This window comes from Streptomyces sp. NPDC001970 (assembly GCF_053594115.1).
On the sequence record NZ_JBSFDW010000021.1, the window covers coordinates 32,787 to 55,488 of the forward strand.

At 70.6% G+C, this 22,702-nt stretch carries 22 protein-coding genes and 1 pseudogene; 8 read left to right on the forward strand and 15 right to left on the reverse strand.

Features of this window, described 5'->3' with window-relative positions; all coding sequences use genetic code 11:
* Position 1 precedes the first annotated feature (1 nt).
* The 4 genes and pseudogenes from ACWCP0_RS24195 to ACWCP0_RS24210 all read right to left on the reverse strand — a co-directional run bounded on the left by ACWCP0_RS24195 (position 2) and on the right by ACWCP0_RS24210 (position 3,942).
* Positions 2-835 carry a cytochrome ubiquinol oxidase subunit I gene (locus ACWCP0_RS24195; RefSeq protein ID WP_451080883.1) on the reverse strand — a complete coding sequence of 278 codons (834 nt, stop codon included), beginning with the start codon at positions 833-835 and terminating at the stop codon, positions 2-4.
* Between the two features lie 151 nt (positions 836-986).
* Entirely contained in the window at positions 987-1,652 is a 666-nt protein-coding gene (locus ACWCP0_RS24200) for a response regulator (RefSeq protein WP_451080884.1), read from the reverse strand.
* The gene (locus tag ACWCP0_RS24205) at positions 1,649-2,953 is read right to left on the reverse strand and encodes a sensor histidine kinase (protein ID WP_451080885.1); all 1,305 of its coding nucleotides are present in this window, start codon (positions 2,951-2,953) and stop codon (positions 1,649-1,651) included. Before ACWCP0_RS24205 ends, ACWCP0_RS24200 begins: the two co-directional genes overlap by 4 nt.
* 10 nt (positions 2,954-2,963) lie before the next feature.
* A pseudogene (locus ACWCP0_RS24210) lies at positions 2,964-3,942 on the reverse strand (SDR family NAD(P)-dependent oxidoreductase).
* A gap of 291 nt (positions 3,943-4,233) precedes the next feature.
* Between ACWCP0_RS24210 and recA the strand changes: the two are divergent.
* Both recA and recX read left to right on the forward strand, forming a co-directional pair.
* Positions 4,234-5,367 carry a recombinase RecA gene (gene recA / locus ACWCP0_RS24215; RefSeq protein ID WP_451080886.1) on the forward strand — a complete coding sequence of 378 codons (1,134 nt, stop codon included), beginning with the start codon at positions 4,234-4,236 and terminating at the stop codon, positions 5,365-5,367.
* A gap of 8 nt (positions 5,368-5,375) precedes the next feature.
* Entirely contained in the window at positions 5,376-5,960 is a 585-nt protein-coding gene (gene recX, locus ACWCP0_RS24220; RefSeq protein ID WP_451080887.1) for a recombination regulator RecX, read from the forward strand.
* Positions 5,961-6,152: 192 nt separating this feature from the next.
* On the opposite strand, the gene ACWCP0_RS24225 is transcribed toward recX, so the two are convergent.
* The 8 genes from ACWCP0_RS24225 to ACWCP0_RS24260 all read right to left on the reverse strand — a co-directional run bounded on the left by ACWCP0_RS24225 (position 6,153) and on the right by ACWCP0_RS24260 (position 12,506).
* The gene (locus tag ACWCP0_RS24225; protein WP_451080888.1) at positions 6,153-6,557 is read right to left on the reverse strand and encodes a rhodanese-like domain-containing protein; all 405 of its coding nucleotides are present in this window, start codon (positions 6,555-6,557) and stop codon (positions 6,153-6,155) included.
* A complete protein-coding gene (locus tag ACWCP0_RS24230; RefSeq protein ID WP_451080889.1) occupies positions 6,554-7,081 on the reverse strand; it encodes a cysteine dioxygenase in 528 nt (175 codons plus the stop codon). The genes ACWCP0_RS24225 and ACWCP0_RS24230 overlap by 4 nt, the downstream gene beginning before the upstream one ends.
* A gap of 128 nt (positions 7,082-7,209) precedes the next feature.
* Positions 7,210-7,296 carry a putative leader peptide gene (locus tag ACWCP0_RS24235; protein WP_451080978.1) on the reverse strand — a complete coding sequence of 29 codons (87 nt, stop codon included), beginning with the start codon at positions 7,294-7,296 and terminating at the stop codon, positions 7,210-7,212.
* Positions 7,297-7,328: 32 nt separating this feature from the next.
* Positions 7,329-8,930, reverse strand: coding sequence for an FAD-dependent monooxygenase (locus ACWCP0_RS24240; protein WP_451080890.1), 1,602 nt, complete (start codon positions 8,928-8,930; stop codon positions 7,329-7,331).
* A gap of 184 nt (positions 8,931-9,114) precedes the next feature.
* Complete coding sequence (locus tag ACWCP0_RS24245) at positions 9,115-10,026, reverse strand: amino acid ABC transporter permease (RefSeq protein ID WP_451080891.1); 912 nt, start codon at positions 10,024-10,026, stop codon at positions 9,115-9,117.
* Positions 10,023-10,688, reverse strand: a complete 666-nt coding sequence (locus ACWCP0_RS24250; RefSeq protein ID WP_451080892.1) for an amino acid ABC transporter permease — start codon at positions 10,686-10,688, stop codon at positions 10,023-10,025. The genes ACWCP0_RS24245 and ACWCP0_RS24250 overlap by 4 nt, the downstream gene beginning before the upstream one ends.
* 84 nt (positions 10,689-10,772) lie before the next feature.
* The gene (locus tag ACWCP0_RS24255; RefSeq protein WP_451080893.1) at positions 10,773-11,624 is read right to left on the reverse strand and encodes a glutamate ABC transporter substrate-binding protein; all 852 of its coding nucleotides are present in this window, start codon (positions 11,622-11,624) and stop codon (positions 10,773-10,775) included.
* A gap of 96 nt (positions 11,625-11,720) precedes the next feature.
* Positions 11,721-12,506, reverse strand: a complete 786-nt coding sequence (locus ACWCP0_RS24260) for an amino acid ABC transporter ATP-binding protein (protein WP_451080894.1) — start codon at positions 12,504-12,506, stop codon at positions 11,721-11,723.
* Positions 12,507-12,769: 263 nt separating this feature from the next.
* Here ACWCP0_RS24260 and ACWCP0_RS24265 point away from each other — a divergent pair, with 263 nt between their 5' ends.
* Both ACWCP0_RS24265 and ACWCP0_RS24270 read left to right on the forward strand, forming a co-directional pair.
* Entirely contained in the window at positions 12,770-13,471 is a 702-nt protein-coding gene (locus tag ACWCP0_RS24265; protein WP_451080895.1) for a response regulator transcription factor, read from the forward strand.
* Between the two features lie 15 nt (positions 13,472-13,486).
* Positions 13,487-14,917: an ATP-binding protein gene (locus ACWCP0_RS24270; RefSeq protein ID WP_451080896.1), complete on the forward strand. Its 1,431-nt coding sequence runs from the start codon at positions 13,487-13,489 to the stop codon at positions 14,915-14,917.
* 126 nt (positions 14,918-15,043) lie between these two features.
* Here the strand turns inward: ACWCP0_RS24270 and ACWCP0_RS24275 are convergent, their stop codons facing one another.
* Together ACWCP0_RS24275 and ACWCP0_RS24280 are read right to left on the reverse strand one after the other, a co-directional pair.
* Entirely contained in the window at positions 15,044-16,051 is a 1,008-nt protein-coding gene (locus ACWCP0_RS24275) for a TAXI family TRAP transporter solute-binding subunit (RefSeq protein WP_451080897.1), read from the reverse strand.
* A gap of 313 nt (positions 16,052-16,364) precedes the next feature.
* Entirely contained in the window at positions 16,365-16,646 is a 282-nt protein-coding gene (locus ACWCP0_RS24280) for a hypothetical protein (protein WP_451080898.1), read from the reverse strand.
* An 89-nt stretch (positions 16,647-16,735) separates the two neighbouring features.
* Between ACWCP0_RS24280 and ACWCP0_RS24285 the strand changes: the two genes are divergently transcribed.
* Positions 16,736-17,041, forward strand: a complete 306-nt coding sequence (locus ACWCP0_RS24285) for a hypothetical protein (protein ID WP_451080899.1) — start codon at positions 16,736-16,738, stop codon at positions 17,039-17,041.
* Between the two features lie 38 nt (positions 17,042-17,079).
* Positions 17,080-17,298 (forward strand): hypothetical protein, encoded by a 219-nt coding sequence (locus tag ACWCP0_RS24290; protein ID WP_451080900.1) that lies wholly within the window; start codon positions 17,080-17,082, stop codon positions 17,296-17,298.
* A gap of 71 nt (positions 17,299-17,369) precedes the next feature.
* Here ACWCP0_RS24290 and ACWCP0_RS24295 read toward each other — a convergent pair whose 3' ends face one another.
* Positions 17,370-18,326 (reverse strand): hypothetical protein, encoded by a 957-nt coding sequence (locus ACWCP0_RS24295; protein WP_451080901.1) that lies wholly within the window; start codon positions 18,324-18,326, stop codon positions 17,370-17,372.
* Positions 18,327-18,636: 310 nt separating this feature from the next.
* Here ACWCP0_RS24295 and ACWCP0_RS24300 point away from each other — a divergent pair, with 310 nt between their 5' ends.
* Both ACWCP0_RS24300 and miaB read left to right on the forward strand, forming a co-directional pair.
* The gene (locus ACWCP0_RS24300; RefSeq protein ID WP_451080902.1) at positions 18,637-21,126 is read left to right on the forward strand and encodes an ATP-dependent Clp protease ATP-binding subunit; all 2,490 of its coding nucleotides are present in this window, start codon (positions 18,637-18,639) and stop codon (positions 21,124-21,126) included.
* Between the two features lie 74 nt (positions 21,127-21,200).
* Positions 21,201-22,702 (forward strand): tRNA (N6-isopentenyl adenosine(37)-C2)-methylthiotransferase MiaB (miaB, locus tag ACWCP0_RS24305; RefSeq protein WP_451080903.1); only part of this gene is annotated, 1,502 nt, incomplete at its 3' end.

The window sequence follows — 22,702 nt, forward strand, 5'->3', positions numbered from 1 at the left end:
CTCAGTAGCTGGGCGCGGCGAGCGAGCCGGCCGCGTCGCCCCCGTCGTCGCCGGAATCCGTACGGTCGTCGTGGCCGAGACCGTCGTCGACGGGCCCACGCCGTGCGAAGCGCACCAGCAACCACCCATTGAGGGCCGCCAGCAGGGCGAACAGGGTGGTGAAGGTGATGAGCGAGGCCCGCATCGCGCCGGGGGAGAGGCTGGAGACCGCGTCCTCGGTCGTGAGCAGCCCGTACACCACCCAGGGCTGACGACCCGCCTCCCGGAACACCCAGCCGCTGATCATCGCGACGTACGGCAGTGGTACGGCGGCGATGAGCACGACGTGCCAGGCGCGGAAGCGGTACACCGCGGTCCTGAAGAGCGCCATGACGAAGCCCGGCAGGACGAGGTACATCATCAGCGCGAAGCACAGCAGCATCACGACCGCGCCGCCGCGGGTCCATGCCTCGGACGGCACATAGTCGCCAGGACCGAATCTGGCGACCATGTCCGCCTGGATCTCGGCGATCTCGGCCTTCTTCTGGCCGAACACGGCCGATTTCATGGGCTGGAGGGTCGCGAGCGAGGCCAGCTGCACCCCGCCGAACGCCGCCGTCACAAAGAGCGCGGGCAGCGACAGGAACACGCCCGTACGCAGACCGCTGCCGAACAGCTCCCACTCCGGACTCCTCCGGAACAGGTGGTACGCGCTGATCGCCCGGGTCTGGATGCAGGCGACGACCGTCGCCAGCCCGAGCGTCAGGGCGACGAAGAGGAAGTGGCCCCCAGCCGTGAGGGCGAACTGGAGCCGGGCGAGATCGAGGACCTCTGTGCTTTCACTGGAGACTGCCACCCGGTCAGCGTCGGCGTACGGCTCGGTCCGGGTCGTCGGCCGACGGGTGACACCCTGTCTACCCCATGAGTTGCGGGGCGGGCCCGCCGGATACCACCCCGGTTGCGGGCCGGGCCCTCGGCCCCCTAGGGGGCCGAGGCCGCCCGTGGCGTCAGCCCAGCCAGCCCGGCGTGATCATCCCGGACTCGTACGCCAGAATCACCAGCTGCGCCCGGTCCCGTACGTCGAGCTTGGTCATGATCCGGCTGACGTGCGTCTTCGCGGTGGCGGGGGACAGGACGAGCCGCTGCGCGATCTCGTCGTTCGACAGCCCGGCCCCCACCAGACCCATCACCTCCCGCTCGCGCTCGGTCAGGGCGTTGAGCCGCGGGCTCGGGTCGGGCTGCCTGCTGCGGCCCGCGAAATCGGCGATCAGCCTGCGCGTGACTGCGGGCGCGATCAGCGCGTCGCCGCGCGCCACCACCCGTACGCCGTGGAGGAGTTCCATCGGCTCGGTGTCCTTGACCAGAAAGCCCGAGGCCCCGGCCCGCAGCGCGCCGTAGACGTAGTCGTCGACGTCGAAGGTGGTGAGGATGATGACGCGTACGTCCGCGAGGCGCTCGTCGGCGGTGATGCGACGGGTGGCTTCCAGGCCGTCCAGCCCCGGCATACGGATGTCCATCAGGACGACATCGGGGCGCAGTTCGCGGGCGAGCGCGATGGCCTGCTCGCCGTCGGCGGCCTCGCCGACGACCTCTATGCCCTCCTCGTCGTCGAGGATCGAGCGGAAGCCGGCCCGTACCAGCGTCTGGTCGTCCGCCAGCACGACACGAATCATCCCTGGGTCCCCCCGATGGTGGTGAGCGGCAGCCGGGCACTGACCCGGAAGCCGTCCGCGGTGTTCTCCGCGGTCAGTTCGCCGCCGAACGCCTTCGCGCGCTCGGCCATCCCGCGGATGCCGCTGCCGAGCGCCTGCTCGTCCGCCGAGCCCTGCCCGTCGTCGTCGATCCTCACCCGTACGTCCTCGTCGGTGAAGGCGATGGTGACCAGCGCGCTGTGCGCCTGCGCGTGCCGAGTCACGTTCGTGAGCGACTCCTGCACGATCCGGTACGCGGCCAGGTCGAGCGGCGGCGGCAGCGGGCGCGGTGTGCCCTCCGTCCTCGTGCGGACCTCGATGCCGGTCGACCGGGCCCGCTCGACCAGCTCGTCGAGCCGGTCGAGCCCGGAGGTCGGCGCGGTGGGCGCGGCCTCGTCGGCGTGACGCAGCACGCCGAGGGTGGCCCGCAGCTCGCGCAGGGCGTCCTTGCTGGTGGCCTTGACCGCCTCCAGCGCCTCCTCGGCGGTGGTCAGCGCGGCGGACGGCTCGGGCTTCTTGCCCAGTTTGTGCAGCGCGGCGGAGGACTGGACGTTGATCAGCGAGATGCTGTGGCCGAGCACGTCGTGCAGCTCGCGGGCGATCCGCAGCCGCTCCTCGGTGGCGCTCTCCCGGGCCCGCGCCTCCTGCTCACGCTCGGCGGCCAGCGCCCGTTGCTCCACTTCGTGGAGATAGGCGGTACGGGTGCGCTGCGCGCGGCCGATGGCCACGAGGCTGATCAGCCATCCCGCCAGCATGAACAGGGACGTGTCGTCGATCTGGCGGTTGCCCCCGGTCTGGTGCGCCTCGCCGAAACCGACGGCGAGCAGCGTGATCACACCGAGCGCGACCGCGGCGGTGAAGCGGCCCTCCGCGCTCGCGGTGTACAGCGCCAGCGCGAACGTGACCATCAGCGGGCCGTCGTATGCACTCAGCGGGTAGTAGACGGTCGAGACGGCCAGGGTGACGACGGCGACCGCGACGGGGTAGCGGCGCCGGAAGTACAGCGCCCCGCAGCCCACAACGATGAGCGCCCAGCCGACCAGGGTGCGGCTCAGCGGCTCGTCCTCGTACTGCATGGCGACCACCGACCAGGCGACCACGACCGCGGTGACGACGAGCGTCAGCGCGGTGTCGGCGGCCCGCGCGGACAGACGGCCGACGGGGGCGCGGGAGGGGAGAGCCATGACGGAAGGATAGGCGTGCTCCGGGACGTGACAGCTCCCGCCCGGCGTGCAGTCGCCACGCCGGCCGCGCCCAGCGTGCATGTCGGCGATGCCGTCCATCAGGGCGTTGTCAGGGTGTTGCCGCGAACGCGTCGACTCCAGTGAGTTCGGCCGAGAGCTTCCACGGCCGCGCCGCCTGCGCGGGGTCGATCGCGTAGGCGCGCACCCCACGGGTGAGCTCTCCCACGCGGTCGTCCTCGTCCGAGGGCTCCGCGATGTCGCAGTCCTCGCAGTAGACGCCGCCCATGCTGCCGGCTGCGGGGAGGTTGCGGCCCGCACCTGCGTCGCCGCGCCCTGCTCAGGGGTCTTGAAGCCGGGGTCCGACGGATTGCCCTCCTCGTCGATCCAGCCGGCGGCGACCGTTTCCTCCTGGGGCAGGTGACGTACCAGCTCGGTGAGGATCTCGCCGGGATGGAGCGAGAAGGCCCGCACCCCGAAGCCCCGGCCGAGTGCATCGAGCTGTACGGCGAACAGCACGTTGGCCGTCTTCGACTGCCCGTAGGCCTGCCACTTGTCGTAACCGCGTGCGAACTGGACGTCCTCCCAGCGGATGGGCGAGAGGTGGTGGCCCCTGGAGGACACCGAGACGACGCGCGCACCGCCGTTGCGGGCGATCGCCGGCCAGAGCCGGTTGACGAGCGCGTGGTGGCCGAGGTGGTCGGTCGCGAACTGCGCCTCCCAGCCCGGTCCGACCCGGGGCTCCGGGCTGGCCATGATCCCGGCGTTGTTGATCACCAAGTCGATGCTTCGGCCGGAGGCGAGGAAGCGGTCGGCGAAACCGCGGACGCTCTCGAGGTCCGTGAGATCGAGCTCGTCGACCTCGGTGCCGTCGATGCCGTGACCGCCTCCTGGGCCGCCGAGCGCCGCCGGGCGGGCACGACGACGTGGGCGCCGGCGCCGGCGAGCGCCCGCGTCGTCTCCAGGCCGAGGCCCGAGCAGCCGCCGGTGACGATCGCGAGCTTTCCGGTGAGGTCGACTCCCCGTACGACCTCCTGCGTGGTGCTTCGGGCTCCGAAGCCCGAACCGATCTTGTGCTGAGGAGTGGTCATGATTCGACGCTACGGATTGAAGTGCGCTCGAAGGCACGTCGCCGTGCCGCTGCGGGTCTTCCTCCGGATCCTCGCCGGCCCCCGGGGCCCGCTCGGAATCCGGGGGCGGGGTCCGCGGGTCCGCCTTGACACGAAAATCGAACATCCATTCTTATGGAGCTCTGCCCTTGAAACTCCGGGGTTTGTCGCCGAGTTTTCCACAGGCTGGACGGACGTCGGGGCGCATTGTCAGTGGCAGGGGTTAGCGTCTTTGACGTGAAGCGATCGACTCAAGCAACCCGGGTGGAACCCATGGCAGGAACCGACCGCGAGAAGGCGCTCGACGCCGCACTCGCACAGATTGAACGGCAGTTCGGCAAGGGCGCAGTGATGCGCCTGGGCGAGCGGCCGAACGAGCCCATCGAGGTCATCCCCACCGGGTCGACCGCGCTCGACGTCGCCCTCGGCGTCGGCGGCCTGCCGCGAGGCCGTGTGGTGGAGGTGTACGGACCGGAGTCCTCCGGTAAGACGACCCTGACCCTGCACGCCGTGGCCAATGCGCAGAAGGCCGGCGGCCAGGTGGCCTTCGTGGACGCCGAGCACGCCCTCGACCCCGAGTACGCGAAGAAGCTCGGCGTCGACATCGACAACCTGATCCTGTCCCAGCCCGACAACGGCGAGCAGGCGCTCGAGATCGTGGACATGCTCGTCCGCTCCGGGGCCCTCGACCTGATCGTCATCGACTCCGTCGCCGCGCTCGTGCCGAGGGCGGAGATCGAGGGCGAGATGGGTGACTCGCACGTGGGTCTCCAGGCCCGGCTGATGAGCCAGGCGCTGCGGAAGATCACCAGCGCGCTCAACCAGTCCAAGACCACCGCGATCTTCATCAACCAGCTCCGCGAGAAGATCGGCGTGATGTTCGGCTCGCCGGAGACCACGACCGGTGGCCGCGCGCTGAAGTTCTACGCCTCGGTGCGTATCGACATCCGTCGTATCGAGACCCTCAAGGACGGCACGGACGCGGTCGGCAACCGCACCCGCTGCAAGGTCGTGAAGAACAAGGTGGCGCCGCCCTTCAAGCAGGCCGAGTTCGACATCCTGTACGGCCAGGGCATCAGCCGCGAGGGCGGCCTCATCGACATGGGCGTGGAGCACGGCTTCGTCCGCAAGGCCGGCGCCTGGTACACGTACGAGGGCGACCAGCTCGGCCAGGGCAAGGAGAACGCGCGGAACTTCCTGAAGGACAACCCCGACCTGGCCAACGAGATCGAGAAGAAGATCAAGGAGAAGCTGGGCGTCGGTGTCCGCCCGGAGGCTCCGTCGGCGGAGCCGGGCGCGGACGCGGCGAGCGCTGCGGCCTCCGGCGATGAGCCCGCGAAGTCGGTGCCCGCACCTGCCGCGAAGGCCACCAAGGCCACCAAGGCGGCGGCCTCGGCCAAGAGCTGAGCCGACTCGTGACCCGGCGCACCGAATGGCCGGGCGACAGCCCCGACTCGTCGAGGGCCGAGAAGGAGCTGTCGCCCAGGGATCCGGCTGAGCGGGCGCGGGCGATCTGCCTGCGCCTGCTCACCGGAACCCCGCGCACGCGGAAGCAGCTTCGCGATGCGCTGCACAAGCGGGACATCCCGGAGGATGTCGCCGATGAGGTCCTGTCCCGTTTCGAGGATGTGGGCCTCATCGACGACGCGGCGTTCGCGGACGCCTGGGTGGAGTCCCGGCACCACGGGCGGGGCCTGGCCCGCCGCGCTCTCGCGCGCGAGCTGCGCACCAAGGGCGTCGACTCGGCGCTGATCGACGAGGCGGTCGGTCAGCTCGACGCGGACCAGGAGGAGGCGACGGCCCGCGAGCTGGTCGACCGCAAGCTCCGGAGTACCCGCGGTCTCGACCGGGACCGCAGGCTGCGCCGCCTTGCGGGCATGCTCGCCCGCAAGGGATACCCGGAGGGCATGGCCCTGCGAGTGGTCCGCCAGGCCCTGGAGGAAGAGGGCGAGGACACCGAGGGCTTGGGCGAGGGCGGCCTGGACGACGACCTGTACTGACGCGGTGCTCTGCTCTTGAGGGCTCCGCCCCGCGCCCTGGGGGTACGCCCGGTACCGTCCGGTGGGTCCTGGTCCCGGGGCGTCCGTCCTCAACCCGGACGGGCACGATAACCCGGACGGGCACGATGCGTGACGGGCACCGGCCCCGGCCCCGGGTGTCCGTCCTCACACGCCGGACAGGCACATGAGGACCTACGACGTCGCCCCCGGTACCCGCACGGGGAGGCCCTCCGTGCGCCATGCCTGGAAGCCGCCCACCAGATCGGTTGCCCGGTGCAGCCCCAGCTGCTTCAGCGAGGCGGCCGCGAGCGACGAGGCGTATCCCTCGTTGCAGATCACCACGACGTGCAGGTCGTGGCTCGTGGCCTCGGGCGCGCGGTGGCTGCCCTGCGGGTCCAGCCGCCACTCCAGCTCATTGCGCTCCACCACCAGCGCGCCGGGGATCAGCCCGTCCCGGTCCCGCAGGGCGGCATAGCGGATGTCCACCAGCAGCGCCCCGCTCCCCGCGGCATCGAAGGCCTCGCGGGGCCCGACCCGGTCCAGGCCCTCCCGGACCTGCTCCAGCAACGCGTCGATGCCCACACGATGTTCGCTCACTGCCAGTCCTCCGGACGCTCGACCTGCTCAAGACGGAGCACCGCTCCGGACCGGCTGAAGCGCCGGATCAGCGGCAGCGGCGGATAGTACGCATGGACCGAGATGGCGTGCTCGGTCGCCGACTCGTTCAGTACCTCGTGCACATGGTGCTGCCCGAACGCCCGTCCCTGGCCCGCGCCCAACCGCCGCTCGCGGTCCACTCCTTCGGCCAGCTCCAGGGTCCTCCAGCCGTCGGCCGGGAGCCGTACCGCGAGCGAGTTCTCCTTCAGCTCGCCGGAGGCCGTGGCGAACGCGCCGGCCGACTCGGCGTGGTCGTGCCAGCCCGTTCCGGTGCCCGGAGGCCAGCTGATCAGCCAGGCCTCGCTGCCGCCCGGCCCTTCGAGCCGCACCCAGGTGCGGCCCTCCGGATCGAGCGGAAGGGACCCGGTCAGTTCGGGGTCGGCGGCGGTGCGCCGGACGAAGTCGAGAAGGTCGGCCGCGGTGGGCGCGGCGTTTTCCGTACGTACGGGGACAGACTGAGGCACGAGAACCGTCCTGGGAGTTCGCTGTGGTGCACGCGGCCCGGCGTACGGAGAAAACGGCGTATCGAGTACGAAGGCGTACGAAGCGCCGGTAGGACGAACGCGGCCGCGCGGAAGAGGAGAAGGCGAATTCAGCAGGACGGACGACACACGCAGCCCGCATAGCGGAGCAGGTCCATATGGACCCTCCGCCACAGGCGCACATCGATGTCGGTCACGATCCGGAGTACACCATGTGCGCCCGTGTCGGTCAATTGATGTCCGCAGTGCGGTCAGCACCGACCGGCGAGGACTCGGGAGCGCCCCCGCGCGCCGCGTCCGCCGCCGCGTACAGCTCGGCAGCGCGCACCCCGCCGAAGGCAGCCACGAGATGCCCGTCGGGCCGCACCAGCAGCACCGTGTGCGCCGAAGCCCCCGGGTAGCCCTCGGTGACCAGCAGTTCGGCCCGCACCGGCAGTGCCTCGACGGCCGAGGCCAGGCGCGGCATCACACCCGCGCTCACCCAGTGCCGCCGGTCCCACACCCCCGTGCCGGGCGCCACCAGCACCACCAGCAGCCGGCCCAGGCCCAGCCGGTCCCACAGCCGTACGGTCGTGCCGTCCGGTGCCATGACCCGTACGTCGTCCACCGGTGCTCCGAACGGGGTGCCGACCGCGGTGTGCGCGTCGGTGTGTTGCGGCGCGAGGGGGGAGTGCTGGTACGAGGGAGGCGCGCCCAGCGGCCCGAGCCCCAGATGCCCGTCGGTCAGCAGAGTGTCGTGCCCGCGCCCCGCACCCGGCAGATAGGTCCGCAGTCCTCCGCTGCCCCGCAGTATCGGCAGCGACTGGTCGGCGGCGCGCAGCCGCGCGGCGACGGCGGTGCGCCGCTCCGCCTGATAGCTGTCGAGCAGCGTCTCCGAAGCGCCGTGGTGCCAGACGTGCGCCAGCTTCCAGGCCAGGTTGTCGGCGTCGCGCAGCCCTTCGTCGAGACCCTGCGTACCGACCGCGCCGAGGAGATGGGCCGCGTCCCCTGCGAGAAAGGCCCGGTCGACGCGCCAGCGCCGGGCGAGCCGGTGGTGCAGGGTGTAGACGCCCGTGTCGATGAGCTCGTACTGCGGGGGCCCGTCGCACCAGCCGGACAGGGTGTCCCGCACCCGGGACACCAGCGCGTCCGGTGTCACCAGCTCGCCGCGGGCGGGCAGCAGCCAGTCGAGCCGCCAGGCGCCGTCCACCAGCGGACGGGCCGTCACCTCGTCGCCGCCCGAGCGCCACGGCGGCAGCCGGTGCAGCACCGCCTCGTCAGGCCACGGCAGCTCGGTGCGGAGAGCGGCCACGGCATGGCGCTCCACGGCGGTACGGCCAGGGAACCGGACGCCGAGCAGCTTGCGCACCGTCGACCGTGCCCCGTCGCAGCCGACCAGATAACTTCCGCGCCACCAGGTCGACCCGGGCCCGCACGTGTGCGCCGTGACGCCGCTTCCGTCCTGCTCCAGCGTGTCCAGCCGGCTGTGTGTGGCGACCTTCACGAGGGCTTCGGCGGCGATGGCGTCGCGCAGCCCGCGCACCAAGGCGTCCTGCGGAATGTGCAGCGGAGCCGGGAACTCGTCCCCGCCGAGCTCCAGCACGCGCATCTCCTGCTTGCGCCGGAGCGACCGCCAGCCGACCCATCGGGCACCCTCGTCACGGATCGTGGCGCAGCCGAGCCGCTCCATCAGAGCCGCGGTGTCGGCACGCAGCACGACCGTACGGGCCGGACGCGGCTCGTCCTTGCCCGCGCCCTCGTCCAGGACGACGGAGGGAACGCCCTGCGCGGCCAGGGCGAGCGACAGCGCAAGCCCGACGGGGCCGGCGCCGACGACGATCACCGGGTCCACGGCGCTGCTCCTGAGGCCCGCGGGGACAGAGGGAACAGTGGGGATGGGCTGGCCGAAGCCCGGTGCGCGATCACAGAACGTATGCAACCTACTGCCGGTGCCCCCGTCAAGCGACACCGGAACGCGGCGAGGGGCGGCGGCCCTGCGGCCACCGCCCCTCGCACAGTCAATCCCTGACGACTGCTCAGACCGCCCGGCCGTCGTCGACGTGGTTCGTCGAGGGGCCGATGGTCTCCAGCCCGCCGCCGGGCCCGGCGTGCACCACCGCGCCCGTGCTCTTCTTGCCGCGCCGCAGCTTGCGCTCGAGCCAGCCCGCGCAGGAGGTGAGAACGAAGTTCAGCGCCACGAAGATGACCGCGACGACGGTGAAGCAGGCGATGGTGTTGGCGCCGTAGTTGGCGCTCATCGGGCGGACGGAGGCCAGCAGTTCGGAGAAGGAGAGCATCGCGCCGCCGAGGGCGGTGTCCTTCACGATGACCACCATCTGGCTGACGATCGCCGGGAGCATGGCCGTCACCGACTGCGGCAGCAGCACGTGCCGCATTGTCTGGCCCTTGCGCATGCCGATCGCCTTGGCGGCGTCGGTCTGGCCCTTGGGCAGGGACAGGATGCCGGCGCGGACGATCTCGGCGAGGACCGAGGCGTTGTACAGCACCAGGCCGGTGACCACCGCGTACAGCGGGCGGACCTCGCTGCTGATGTCGGTGAAGTCGGAGTACGCCTGGTTGGCGAACAGCATGAGGATCAGCACGGGGATGGCGCGGAAGAACTCCACGACCGTGCCGGCCACACCGCGCACCCACCGGTGGTCCGACAGCCGGGCGATGCCGAAGAACGCACCGAGCGGCAGCGCGATGACCAGCGAGAGGCCTGCGGCGATCAGGGTGTTCTGCAGACCCGGCCAGAGGTACGTCGTGTACGGCTGGGAACTCGTGAAGAACGGCTCCCACTTGATCCAGTCGAGCTGGCCCTTGGAGCTGAGACCGTCGTACACCCACCACAAGACGAGGGCGAGCACGACCGCGAACAGGACGGTGTAGCCGATGTTGCGGCGCTTGGCACGCGTGCCCGGGGCGTCGTAGAGAACGGAAGTCATCGCTTCACCGCCACCTTCTTGCTCACCCAGCCGAGGGCCAGTCCGGTCGGCAGCGTGAGGCAGATGAAGCCGAACGCGAAGACCGAGACGATCGGGATGAGGGCGGCGTAGGTCTCGATCCAGGACTTCATGAGGAGCGAGGCCTCCGCCACACCGATCACCGAGGCGACGGTGGTGTTCTTGGTCAGCGCGATCAGCACGTTGGCCAGCGGGTTGACGACCGAGCGGAAGGCCTGCGGAAGGACGATGAGCGTCAGCACCTGGGTGAAACTCAGCCCCAGGGCCCGCGCCGCCTCCGCCTGCCCGACGGGCACGGTGTTGATGCCGGACCTCAGCGCCTCGCACACGAAGACCGCGGTGTAGGCGATGAGCCCCAGCACCGCCAGCCGGAAGTTGATCACCGTGATGATGTCGCTGCCCATGGTGACACTGAGGGTCTGGTAGAGGCCCAGGGAGGTGAAGAGGATGACGACGGTGAGCGGGATGTTACGCACGACGTTCACGTACGCGGTGCCGACGGCCCGCATCAGTGGCACCGGGCTGACCCGCATGCCGGCCAGCAGCGTTCCCCATATCAGGGAGCCGATGGCCGAGTAGACGGTGAGTTTCACCGTCACCCAGAAGGCGCCCAGCAGGGCGTCCATATCAAGAAAGTCGAACACGATCTCCCGCGCTTCCGCGTGTGCGAGTGGGAAGGGCTCGGCGCGCCGCCGCCGTCAGCGGCGGCGCGCCCGGTCAGCCAGTGGTCACTTGACGATGTTGCCGATCTCCGGGGCGGGCTCGTTCTTGTAGCCGGCCGGGCCGAAGTGGGCCGCCACGGCCTTGTCCCAGGACTTGTCCTGGACCATCTTCTCCAGCGCCGCGTCGATCTTGCCCTTGAGCTCGGTGTCGCCCTTCTTGAGGCCGATGCCGTAGTTCTCGTTGCTCATCTTGAAGCCGGCGAGCTTGAACTTGCCCTTGAAGGCGTCCTGCGCGGCGTAGCCGGCGAGGATCGAGTCGTCGGTGGTGAGCGCGTCGATGACCTTGTTCTCCAGGCCGGTCAGGCACTCGGAGTAGCCGCCGTACTCCTGGAGCTGCGCCTTCGGGGCGAGCTTGTCCTTCACGTTCTGCGCGGAGGTCGAGCCGGTGACCGAGCAGAGCTTCTTGTTGTTCAGGTCCGCCGGGGACTTGATGGAGTCGTCGTCGGCGCGGACCAGGATGTCCTGGTGGGCGAGCAGGTACGGGCCTGCGAAGTCCACCTTGGCCAGACGCTTGTCGTTGATCGAGTAGGAGGCGACGATGAACTTGACGTCACCCCGCTCGATCGCGGTCTCGCGGTCGGCGCTCTTCGTCTCCTTGAAGACGATGTCGCCCTCTTCGTAGCCGAGCTCCTTGGCGACGTACTTCGCGACGTCGACGTCGAAGCCGGTGTACGTGCCGTCCGGGGTCTTCAGGCCGATGCCCGGCTGGTCGATCTTGATGCCGATCGTGATCTTGTCGCCGCCGCCCGCGGAGCCGCTGCCCGCGGCGTCGTCCTTCTTGCCGGAACCACAGGCGGTGACGGTCAGGGCGAGCGCGACGGCGGCGGCTGCGGCGGCGGAGGCCTTGCGGAGCTTCATGGTGAACTTCCCTTGGTTAGACGTGATGTGGGCGATCAGCGGAACCCTGTCCAGGGCCAACGATGCCCAGGACCGGCCGGGTTCAAATGGCCCGGTTCAGTGGTGCAGGATCTTCGACAGGAAGTCCTTCGCCCGGTCGCTGCGCGGGTTGCTGAAGAACTGGTCGGGCGTGGCCTCTTCGACGATCTTGCCGTCCGCCATGAACACGACCCGGTTGGCGGCCGACCGCGCGAAGCCCATCTCGTGCGTGACGACGACCATGGTCATGCCGTCACGAGCCAGTTGCTGCATGACCTCGAGCACCTCGTTGATCATCTCGGGGTCGAGGGCGGAGGTGGGCTCGTCGAAGAGCATCACCTTCGGACCCATGGCCAACGCCCGCGCGATCGCGACGCGTTGCTGCTGACCGCCGGAGAGCTGCGCCGGGTACTTGTCAGCCTGGGAGCCGACACCCACCCGGTCGAGCAGCGCGCGCGCCTTGTCCTCGGCGGCCTTCTTGTCCGTCCTGCGGACCTTGAGCTGGCCCAGCATGACGTTCTCCAGCACGGTCTTGTGCGCGAAGAGGTTGAACGACTGGAAGACCATGCCCACATCGGCACGCAGCCGGGCGAGCTCCCTGCCCTCCTGGGGCAGCGGCTTGCCGTCGATCGTGATGACGCCGGAGTCGATCGTCTCCAGCCGGTTGATGGTGCGGCACAGCGTGGACTTGCCGGACCCGGAGGGCCCGATCACGACGACGACCTCGCCGCGCGCGATCGTCAGGTCGATGTCCTGGAGCACATGCAGCGCGCCGAAGTGCTTGTTGACGTTGTTCAGTACGACCAGGTCGGCCGCCGCCGGTACGGCATCCTCCGCGTCCTTGGTCACTGATACTCCGCTCATCGGCCTATTGCTCCGTCCTCCTCGGTTGGGAGGACCCTAAGCACGCATTGCGATCAGCGTCAGTACATCTGAGCGGAAATTGAGCATAACGATACGGCCGCAACCGGACACTCTGGGTGAAGAGGGTGGTGGTCGCCGTACCGGGTGGGTAACGGAAACCTGGGTGTAACGGGATGCCTCTTGACTGACAGGGCGGCCATCGGCGTTCATGCCCTGTACACACGCAAGAGCTACGCCCACGAAGCCACGCCCGGAGGGGGGCCATGAGACTACTGCTCGTCGAGGACGACGACCATGTCGCCGCGGCCCTGTCGGCCGTGCTTGCCCGGCACGGCTTCTCCGTGACGCACGCCCGCAACGGCGAGGAGGCGCTGCAGGCCGTGCTGCCGACGGCCGCCGAGGGCAAGCCGCCGTTCGGTGTCGTGCTGCTCGACCTCGGGCTGCCCGATCAGGACGGTTACCAGGTCTGCGGCAAGATACGGAAGCTCACCTCGACCCCGGTGATCATGGTCACGGCGCGCGCGGACGTGCGGTCGCGGATCCATGGCCTGAACCTCGGCGCCGACGACTATGTCGTCAAGCCGTACGACACGGGCGAGCTGCTCGCCCGCATCCACGCCGTCAGCCGGCGCACCGTGCCCGGTGAGGACGTGGCTCCGGCCGCCGACAGCGCCCTGAGGCTCGGTTCCGTCACCGTCGAGCTCGCCACCCGCCGCGTCAGCGTCGACGGTGAGGCCGTCCAGCTGACCCGCAAGGAGTTCGACCTGCTCGCGCTGCTCGCCCAGCGCCCCGGTGTGGTCTTCCGCCGGGAGCAGATCATCAGTGAGGTGTGGCGCACGAGCTGGGAGGGCACCGGCCGGACGCTCGAGGTGCACGTCGCCTCGCTGCGCTCCAAGCTCCGTATGCCCGCCCTGATAGAGACCGTGCGCGGCGTCGGCTACCGCCTGGTCGCGCCCGCCGCGTAAGGGCGGCCGCTTCCGTTGAGTACCCGTCTCCTTCCGCTCCTGATCGTCCTCATGGCGGGCGTGCTGCTCGCGCTCGGCTTCCCGCTCGCCGTGAGTCTTGCCGCCGCCGAGCAGCAGGGCGTCGTCGTCGACCGGCTGGACGACACCGCTCGCTTCGCGGCGCAGGCCCAGTTCGTCACCGACGGGATCTCCGGCCAGAACGAACGCCGCGAAATGCTCGAGGAGGAGCTGAGCCGCTACCACGACGTGTACGGGATGCGGACCGGCGTCTTCTACCGCAGCGACGCGGCCATGGCCCGCGCGCCCGAGTACTGGGATCTCCCGCAGGAGGGCGAGGGCCGCCGGGCCTTCCAGGAGTCGCTGCTGGGGCGCCGCAGCCACGACCCGCCCCAGGTGTGGCCCTGGCAGGAGGGCGCCAGGCTCGTCGTCGCCTCACCCGTGGTACGGGACGGTGACGTCGTCGCGGTCGTCGTCACGGACTCGCCCACCGGCCAGCTGCGTTCACGGATCCTCTCCGGCTGGCTGCTCATCGCCGCCGGAGAGTCCGCGGCGATGTTCCTCGCCCTCGGCGCCGCGGTGCGGCTCACCGGCTGGGTGCTGCGGCCCGTGCGCGTCCTGGACGCCGCCACGCACGACATCGCGACCGGCCGGCTGAACTCGCGCGTCGCCGCCGCCGGCGGGCCGCCCGAACTGCGCAGACTGGCCCGTTCGTTCAACGAGATGGCCGACAATGTCGAAGAGGTGCTGGAACAGCAGCGCGCCTTCGTCGCCGACGCCTCCCACCAGTTGCGCAACCCGCTCGCGGCCCTGCTGCTGAGGATCGAGCTCCTTGCGCTGGAACTCCCCGAGGCGAACGAGGAGATCGCCTCCGTGCGCACCGAGGGCAAGCGCCTCGCCCAGGTCCTCGACGATCTGCTGGACCTGGCGCTGGCCGAGCACGCGTCCGCGGACCTCCGGCTGACCGACGTCGGTGAACTGGCCGCCGAGCGGGTCGCGGCGTGGCGACCGCTCGCCGACGAGAAGGGCGTCCTGCTCACCGGCGAGAACCCGGCGGTGACCGCGTGGGCGGATCCCATAGCGCTCTCCAGCGCGCTCGACGCCGTGATCGACAACGCGCTGAAGTTCACGCCCCGGGGGGAGGAGGTCACCGTTGCGGTCTCGGCGGACGGCGAGAGCTCCACGATCGTGATCACCGACCGTGGCCCGGGGCTGACCGACGAGGAGCTCGACCGGGTCGGCGACCGGTTCTGGCGCAGCAACCGCCATCAGAACGTGAAGGGCTCCGGCCTCGGCCTCTCGATCACCCGCGCGCTGCTCTCGGTGGCCGGCGGCTCGATCGCGTTCGCGCACGCCGAGCCGCGCGGCCTGCGCGTGACGCTCACGCTCCCGCGTACGTCGCCGACGGGGCGTGTTCCGGCGGATCCCGCGGAGGCACCCGCGGTGTGACCGGGGACCGGGCCCCGCGGCGTGACCGGCTTCCTGCGGGGCGGGGCGGGTGGCCAGGCCGGTCCCGCGGCCTGACGGGGCGGCCTGCGGCCGGGCGGGCCCGGCCGGGCCGCCGCGAGGCCGAGGTTACGGCTTGGCCGAGCGGTAGTACCGCCGCGCGCCCTCGTGGAGCGGCAGCGGGTCGGTGTAGATCGCCGTCCGCAGATCCACCAGCTGCGCCGGGTGCACCTCGTGCCCGATCCGGTCCCGGCTGTTGATCACGGTGCGGGTCACGCGCTCGATCAGCTCGGAATCCGCTCCGGTCGTGGTGACCAGCAGATTCGTGACGGCAACGGTCTCCACCGGAGCGGTGGCCCCCGTGATGCTCGGGTAGGCGTCGGCGGGCACCACTGCCGAGCGGTAGTAGCGCGTCGTCGCACCCGCCTTGTGGAGCCGGTCGATCAGGTCCTCGCCCAGCGGGACCAGCCGGACGGGAAAGCGCTCGGACAGCGTCTGTACGGCACTGGTGGGCAGCCCGCCCGACCAGAAGAAGGCGTCCAGCTCGCCCCGCTCCAGCAACTCCGGCATGGTGTCGATGCCCGCGGCGACCGGAGTGACGTCCTTCGCGGGGTTCAGCTTCGCCGCTTTCAGCACCCGCTCGGCGATGAGCCGGACACCCGATCCGGCCTGACCGACGCCCACCCGCTTGCCGCGCAGATCGGCCGGCGTCCGCGCCAGCGAGCTCTGCGGGACCACGAGCTGCACGTAGTCGTCGTACAGCCGGGCACAGCCTCGCAGCCGGTCAGCGCCGAGCCTGCCGTCACGCCGGTACTTCGCCACGGCGTCGGCGGTGGCGATGGTGAAGTCGGCCTCGCCGCTCGCCACCCGGGCGAGATTCTGCTGAGAGCCCTCGCTGGTCCGCAGATCTATCGAGACCCGGGGCAGATCGCGCGCGAGCGCGTCCTTCAGGAGCTCGCCGTATCGCTGGTACACGCCGCTCTTCACCCCCGTACTGAAGGTGAGCTTCCCGCTCGGAGTGCTCTCCCCGACGGGCAGCAGCCACCACAGCAGCAGCCCGCACACCACGGCCAGCACCGCGGACCCCTGGAGGGCGCGGCGTCGGCGTCGGGTGAGGCGGGGGAGTGCAGGGGGCATGGCCGCGATCCTGCCAGCTCGCTCCCCGTGAAGGCCAGGCCCTCCTGCGGACCGTGCGGTCCCACGCTCAACGTCGCACTCCGCGTCGTTCTCGCCGTGTACGTGAACGCCCGTAGAACTCCACGCGAGGGCACACACAGCAGGACACGGAGAGGCCCGGATGTGAGAAGACCGACATGGCGACCGACCGTGGCCGCGATGGCCACCGTCCGCCTGGTGGCCTTCGGCGACGGGGGACGCATGCGGACGAGCCGGGGGCCTCGGCCACGGAAGCGGTCGCCGAGGACCCCGGCCCACGTCAGCTTCCGGCTGATCAAGGCGGGAGCACGCCGAGTACGCCGGAGATCGTGCTGCCGCAGGGGTGCGCGCTGGTGCGGGGCGCCCACCACCGGGTGGCGAGCGAGCTCGAGTACCACTCCTTCATCACGGGCCCGAAGAAGATGCCGGTGCCCGTGGCCGTGCGCCGGCCCGGTGAGCGCATCGCGTCCGTGGTCAGCCACAGGACCCGGCCCGCGCTGGCCCGTGACGAGGCCGCCGGCCCGGTGACCTTCTCGATGCCGGTGAACTCGACGTCCGCGTCGAGCGCGAAGAACACCCTCGAGGCCTTCTCGCATCTGCAGCGGGTGCCCGGTACGTACTTCCGGCTCGAGCACAACGACGAGGAGCGGGCCGGCTGTCGAGGCCGTGCTGATCGACTCCGTGTTCGACGCGGAGGCGAAGGCGCGCGGCCACCACTGGACGCTGATGGGCTTCGAGACCAACAACCGGCTGCACCCGGACAATCCGCCGCACTGGCACCTCGCGTACCACCCGGGCGCGCACTTCAGCGCGAACGGCAACCCGCCGCACCTCTGGCTCGACGACAAGGGCCGGAACATCGAGAACTGCCCACCCTCACGACGGGCACCGAGGACGGCGGCCTCGACATCGACCCGGGCCAGGGCCGCCCCGTCCACAGCACCGTCGGCGGGCTCTCACGGGACGACCTGACGGGCTCGGTCCGCATCCTCGAAAACGGCGGGCCCTGGATGCGGCTGAGCACCTACGACAACGTCAAGGCCGTTGGGCTGTACGTGCACAAGACGGATCTGAACGCCCTGCGCCGGACCACTCGGCGCTGCACCTACGACGCCCAGATCGGCACGCTCGAGATCCTTGAGACGCTTGCCGACTGGTCGGTCGACGGTCCGAAGTCCCAGGACCGGAACCCGGCCGAGCCGATGACCGCGCCGCCGGTCGCCTCGTAGGACCCGCGAACGCCGTGCGGCGCCGCACGCTGTCCGTGCGGGTGCGGCGCCGCTCCGGTGCCGGGATGTGGTCAGGAGCGGTAGGGGTTGCGCAGGTAAGTGCGGTCCAGGGTGCCGGTGTTGGTGAAGTACCGCGAGACGAGGAGCGCCGGGTCGGTGACGATCGCGCCGGGCTGGAGCGCGCTGCCGTCGTTCGAGTCGTCCCAGGCCCAGGGGGCGTGCGCCGCGTTGTCCCTGCCGTTGTCGCCCCGGAAGGCGCCCCACGAGGCGTACGTCTCCGCGTTGTTGCGCCGCTCCCAGAGGCCCCCGCCGGCCGTGATGTCGACGAGCTGGTACGTCGCGTTGCGGTCGTTCCCGCCGCTCGGCACCGATCCCGCGCCGCGGCTGGGCCGGTAGACGATCCCGTCGCCGCCCGGGAACTCCGCGCCGTCCCAGGCGTACGCGCCGTGGCCACGGGCCTCCTGGAAGCTGGTCGGGTGGCCCGCTCCGTCGAAGTCCTGCATGACGACGGTGCCGTCGATGTTCTCCTGGCCGGCGGTGAAGGGGCTTCCGGGCGGGGTGTAGGAGTAGAAGTTGTCGTGGGCCAGGGTGACCATGGCCTCCAGGCTCCCGTAGGTGCTGCCGTCCTTGCGGATCACCTCCAGTTGCCCCTCCATGTCGTTCTCGTGCGAGAACCAGTTGAGGGGATGGTCCTTCCAGTCCCTCGGGTGGAAGAAGGCGTAGGTCAGATACCAGTGCGTGCCGGTCTCGGCGACGGAGTAGTAGACGGTGCCGGTCAGCCGGCCGGCGTTCGCGTCGAGCTCCTCCCAGTTGTCGAGGGTGTTCCAGTCGCCGTCGTAGTCGACCGGGGCGAGGTAGTCGGCCGTGTAGTACGCGGACGAGGAGTCCTGGTAGTGGATCGGGGCCCAGCGGTGGGCGAGTTCGGGATCGGCGGGGGCGGCATGGGCGGGGCCGGGGGCGACGAGAAGGGCGGCGACCGCGAGGGTGGCTGCGGGCAGTGCGGTGAGAGCGGAACTCCACCGTGACATGAGCACCTCCAGTGCGGGGATCGCCCACATGCTGGAGGTGCGACGGCGGCCCTGGGGCCCTTTCCCACGGGAGTTCACCAGCCTCTCGCCCGGCACGGGACGCGTGGTGGTTGATCGTTCACCGACGGATCGGCGCCGCTGCCCGCGTGGTGGCGCAGGCCCTCCGGGACGGCCCCTGCGCCGGTCGCCTCCGGTCGCACGATGGACCGTCGCAGCGAAGACTGGGCGTGTACGGGCAGTTCGACGACGGCAGACGGTGCTCGCGGTCGAGTGAAGCCCGCGGTGGGCCGCGCCGGATCGGGTGGTTACTGTGACGACTTCGCCCTTCGGGTCAGGCGACCCGTTCTCCGACCTCTTCAACCGCTTCTTCGGTATGAGCCCGGGGGCCTCCCCGCCCGCCGTGCAACGGGTGCCCATCGGCCGCCTGCTCAGCGACTCCTCGCACGAGCTGCTGGCAGCCGCAGGCGGCCGAGCGGCGGAGGACGGCTGCGACCTGGACACCGTCCATCTGCTGTGGGCCGCCACGCAGATACCGTCGGCTCGCCATGTGCTGGAACAGGTCGGTGCCGATCCGGACAAGCTCGCGGACGACCTGCAGGAGCAACTGCCCTCCGGCACCGGGTCCGGGGATCCCGCACTCACGCCTGCCGCGAAGCGCGCCCTGCTCGCCGCCCACGCTCGCTCCCAGGCGGCGGGCGCCTCGTACATCGGGCCGGAGCACATCCTCGCCGCGCTGCTGGAGGACCCGCGCTCCGAGGCCGCACGGGCGCTGCGTTCCGAAGGAGCCTCGACCGGCGCGCTGCGGGACGGCACGGGAGGGCAGCGGGCGGCCGGGGGCGGTCACAGCGACACCCCCACGCTCGACGAGTACGGCCGCGACCTCACGGACGAGGCCCGCAGCGGCCGGCTCGACCCGGTCGTCGGCCGCGCCGAGGAGATCGAGCAGACCGTGGAGGTCCTCTCCCGCAAGTCGAAGAACAATCCCGTGCTGATCGGCGATCCCGGCGTCGGCAAGACCGCCATCGTCGAGGGCCTGGCGCAGCGGATCGTCTCCGGTGACGTGCCCAAGGCGCTGCAGGGCCGGCGGGTCGTGGGCCTCGACATGGCAGGACTCGTCGCCGGGTCCCGGTACCGCGGCGACTTCGAGGAACGGCTGAAGAAGGTGATCGACGAGGTCACCGCGGCGGAGAAGAACGTCATCCTGTTCATCGACGAGGTGCACACGGTCGTCGGCGCCGGGAGCGGTGGCGAGGGGGCCATGGACGCCGGCAACATCCTCAAGCCCGCCCTCGCCCGCGGAGACCTCAGTCTCGTCGGGGCGACCACGATCGACGAGTACCGCAAGAACATCGAGAAGGACGCCGCCCTGGAGCGCCGCTTCCAGCCCGTGATGGTGCCTGAGCCCACGGTGGACGAGACCATCGAGATCCTGCGCGGACTGCGCGACTCCTACGAGGCCCACCACCAGGTGCGCATCACCGACGAGGCCATCGACGCGGCGGCCGCGCTCTCCGACCGCTACATCACCGACCGCTTCCTGCCCGACAAGGCCATCGACCTCGTCGACCAGGCCGGGGCGCGGGTGGCGCTGCGCGGGACAGGCGGCGGCAGCACCGCGGCGGGCGACCTCCGCGAACGCCTCACCAAGCTCAACCGGGAGAAGGACGAGGCGGTCAGCAACGAGGACTTCGAGCGCGCGGCCGATCTCAAGCGGAGCATCCAGGAGGCGGAGCGCCGGCTCGCCGATCTCGGTGAGGAGCGGGAGCAGGTCGGCGCCGTCACAGCCGAGGACATCGCCGAGGTCCTCTCCCGGCGCACCGGCATTCCCGTCTCGCAGCTCACCGAGACCGAGCGCGAACGCCTGCTGAAGCTCGAGGAGGCCCTGCACAAGCGCGTGATCGGCCAGGACGAGGCCGTCACCGCCGTCGCCCAGGCGGTACGCCGCGGGCGTGCGGGCATGGGCGACCCCGGTCGTCCCACCGGCAGCTTCCTCTTCCTCGGCCCCACCGGTGTCGGCAAGACCGAGCTCGCCAAGGCGCTCGCGGACCTGATGTTCGGCGAGGAGGACCGGATGGTCCGCTTCGACATGAGCGAGTTCCAGGAGAAGCACACGGTCTCCCGGCTCGTCGGCTCCCCTCCCGGGTACGTCGGCTACGAGGAGGCCGGGCAGCTCACCGAGGCGGTACGCCGCAAGCCCTACAGCGTCCTGCTCTTCGACGAGGTCGAGAAGGCGCACCCGGACGTCTTCAACCTGCTGCTGCAGGTCCTGGACGACGGGCGGCTGACGGACGCGCAGGGCCGCACGGTCGATTTCCGCAACACCGTGGTGATCATGACCAGCAACATCGCGTCGAAGCACATCCTGGACCACGAGGGCTCGGTGGACGAGATCAGGGACGACCTCATGGCCGAGCTGCGGGCGCACTTCCGGCCCGAGTTCCTCAACAGGATCGACGAGATCGTCGTCTTCCATGCCCTGGCCCGGGCCGACCTGATCAGGATCGTCGACCTCCTGCTGGAACGCAGCCGTCGTCGGCTGCACGCGCAGAAGATCGGTCTCGAGGTCACCGAGACGGCCAAGGAGTGGCTGGCCAACCGCGGCTACCAGCCCGAGTTCGGCGCCCGGCCGCTGCGCCGCACGATCCAGTCCGAGCTGGACAACCGGCTGTCGAACATGCTGCTCGACGGGACCCTCGACCCCGGCGACACGGTCGTCTGCGACATCCGGGACGGCGAGCTCACCTGCTCCATCGCGGGCTCGGAAAGCTCGGGTGAGGAACCCGCGACCGCAGAGGCCTGACCCGGACCCGGCCGCCCCGATCCCGCCGACCGGCTCGGGGAAGAGCTGCCCCGGCGCCCCCTTACCCTGGAGGAATGACCAGCAGCGACCGGAGCGAAGCAGTGGACGTCAAAGGAACATACGAGGTGCGCACCTACGGGTGCCAGATGAACGTCCACGACTCCGAGCGGCTGTCGGGCCTGCTGGAGGACGCAGGCTATGTGCGTGCGCCCGAAGGCACCGGCGAGGGCGAGGCCGACGTCATCGTCTTCAACACCTGCGCGGTGCGGGAGAACGCCGACAACAGGCTGTACGGCAACCTCGGGCGGCTCGCCCCCATGAAGGCCGCCCGCCCAGGGATGCAGATCGCGGTCGGCGGCTGCCTGGCCCAGAAGGACCGCGACACCATCGTCAAGAAGGCGCCCTGGGTCGACGTCGTCTTCGGTACGCACAACATCGGCAAGCTGCCGGTGCTGCTGGAGCGTGCCCGCGTCCTCGAAGAGGCGCAGGTCGAGATCGCCGAGTCGCTGGAGGCGTTCCCCTCGACGCTGCCGACGCGGCGCGAGTCCGCCTACGCCGCCTGGGTCTCCATCTCCGTCGGCTGCAACAACACCTGCACGTTCTGCATCGTCCCCGCCCTGCGCGGCAAGGAGAAGGACCGCAGGCCCGGCGACATCCTGGCCGAGGTCGAGGCGCTCGTCTCCGAGGGCGTCTCCGAGATCACCCTGCTCGGCCAGAACGTCAACGCGTACGGCTCCGACATCGGTGACCGCGAGGCCTTCAGCAAGCTGCTGCGGGCCTGCGGGAAGATCGAGGGCCTGGAGCGTGTCCGCTTCACCTCACCGCACCCGCGCGACTTCACGGACGACGTGATCGCGGCGATGGCGGAAACGCCGAACGTCATGCCGCAGCTGCACATGCCGCTCCAGTCCGGCTCGGACACGGTGCTCAAGGCGATGCGCCGCTCGTACCGGCAGGACCGGTACCTCGGCATCATCGAGAAGGTCCGCGCCGCGATTCCGCACGCCGCGATCTCGACCGACGTCATCGTGGGCTTCCCCGGCGAGACCGAGGAGGACTTCGAGCAGACCCTGCACGTCGTGCGCGAGGCACGCTTCGCGCAGGCCTTCACCTTCCAGTACTCCAAGCGGCCCGGGACCCCGGCCGCCGAGATGGAGGGCCAGATCCCCAAGGAGGTCGTCCAGGCGCGCTACGAGCGGCTGGTCGCCCTCCAGGAGGAGATCTCCTGGGAGGAGAACAAGAAGCAGGTCGGCCGGACCCTGGAGGTCATGGTCGCGGAGGGCGAGGGCCGCAAGGACGGCGCCACCCACCGCCTCTCGGGCCGTGCCCCGGACAACCGTCTCGTGCACTTCACGAAGCCCGAGGCCGAGGTGCGCCCCGGCGACGTCGTCACCGTCGGGATCACGTACGCGGCGCCCCACCACCTGCTGGCCGAGGGCCCGACGACGGTGGTACGGCGCACCCGCGCCGGCGACGCGTGGGAGAAGCGCAACGCGGCCCCGGCCCAGCCGGCGGGCGTCATGCTGGGCATCCCGGCGATCGGCGTCCCGGCGCCGCTCCCGGCCGCGACGGGCGG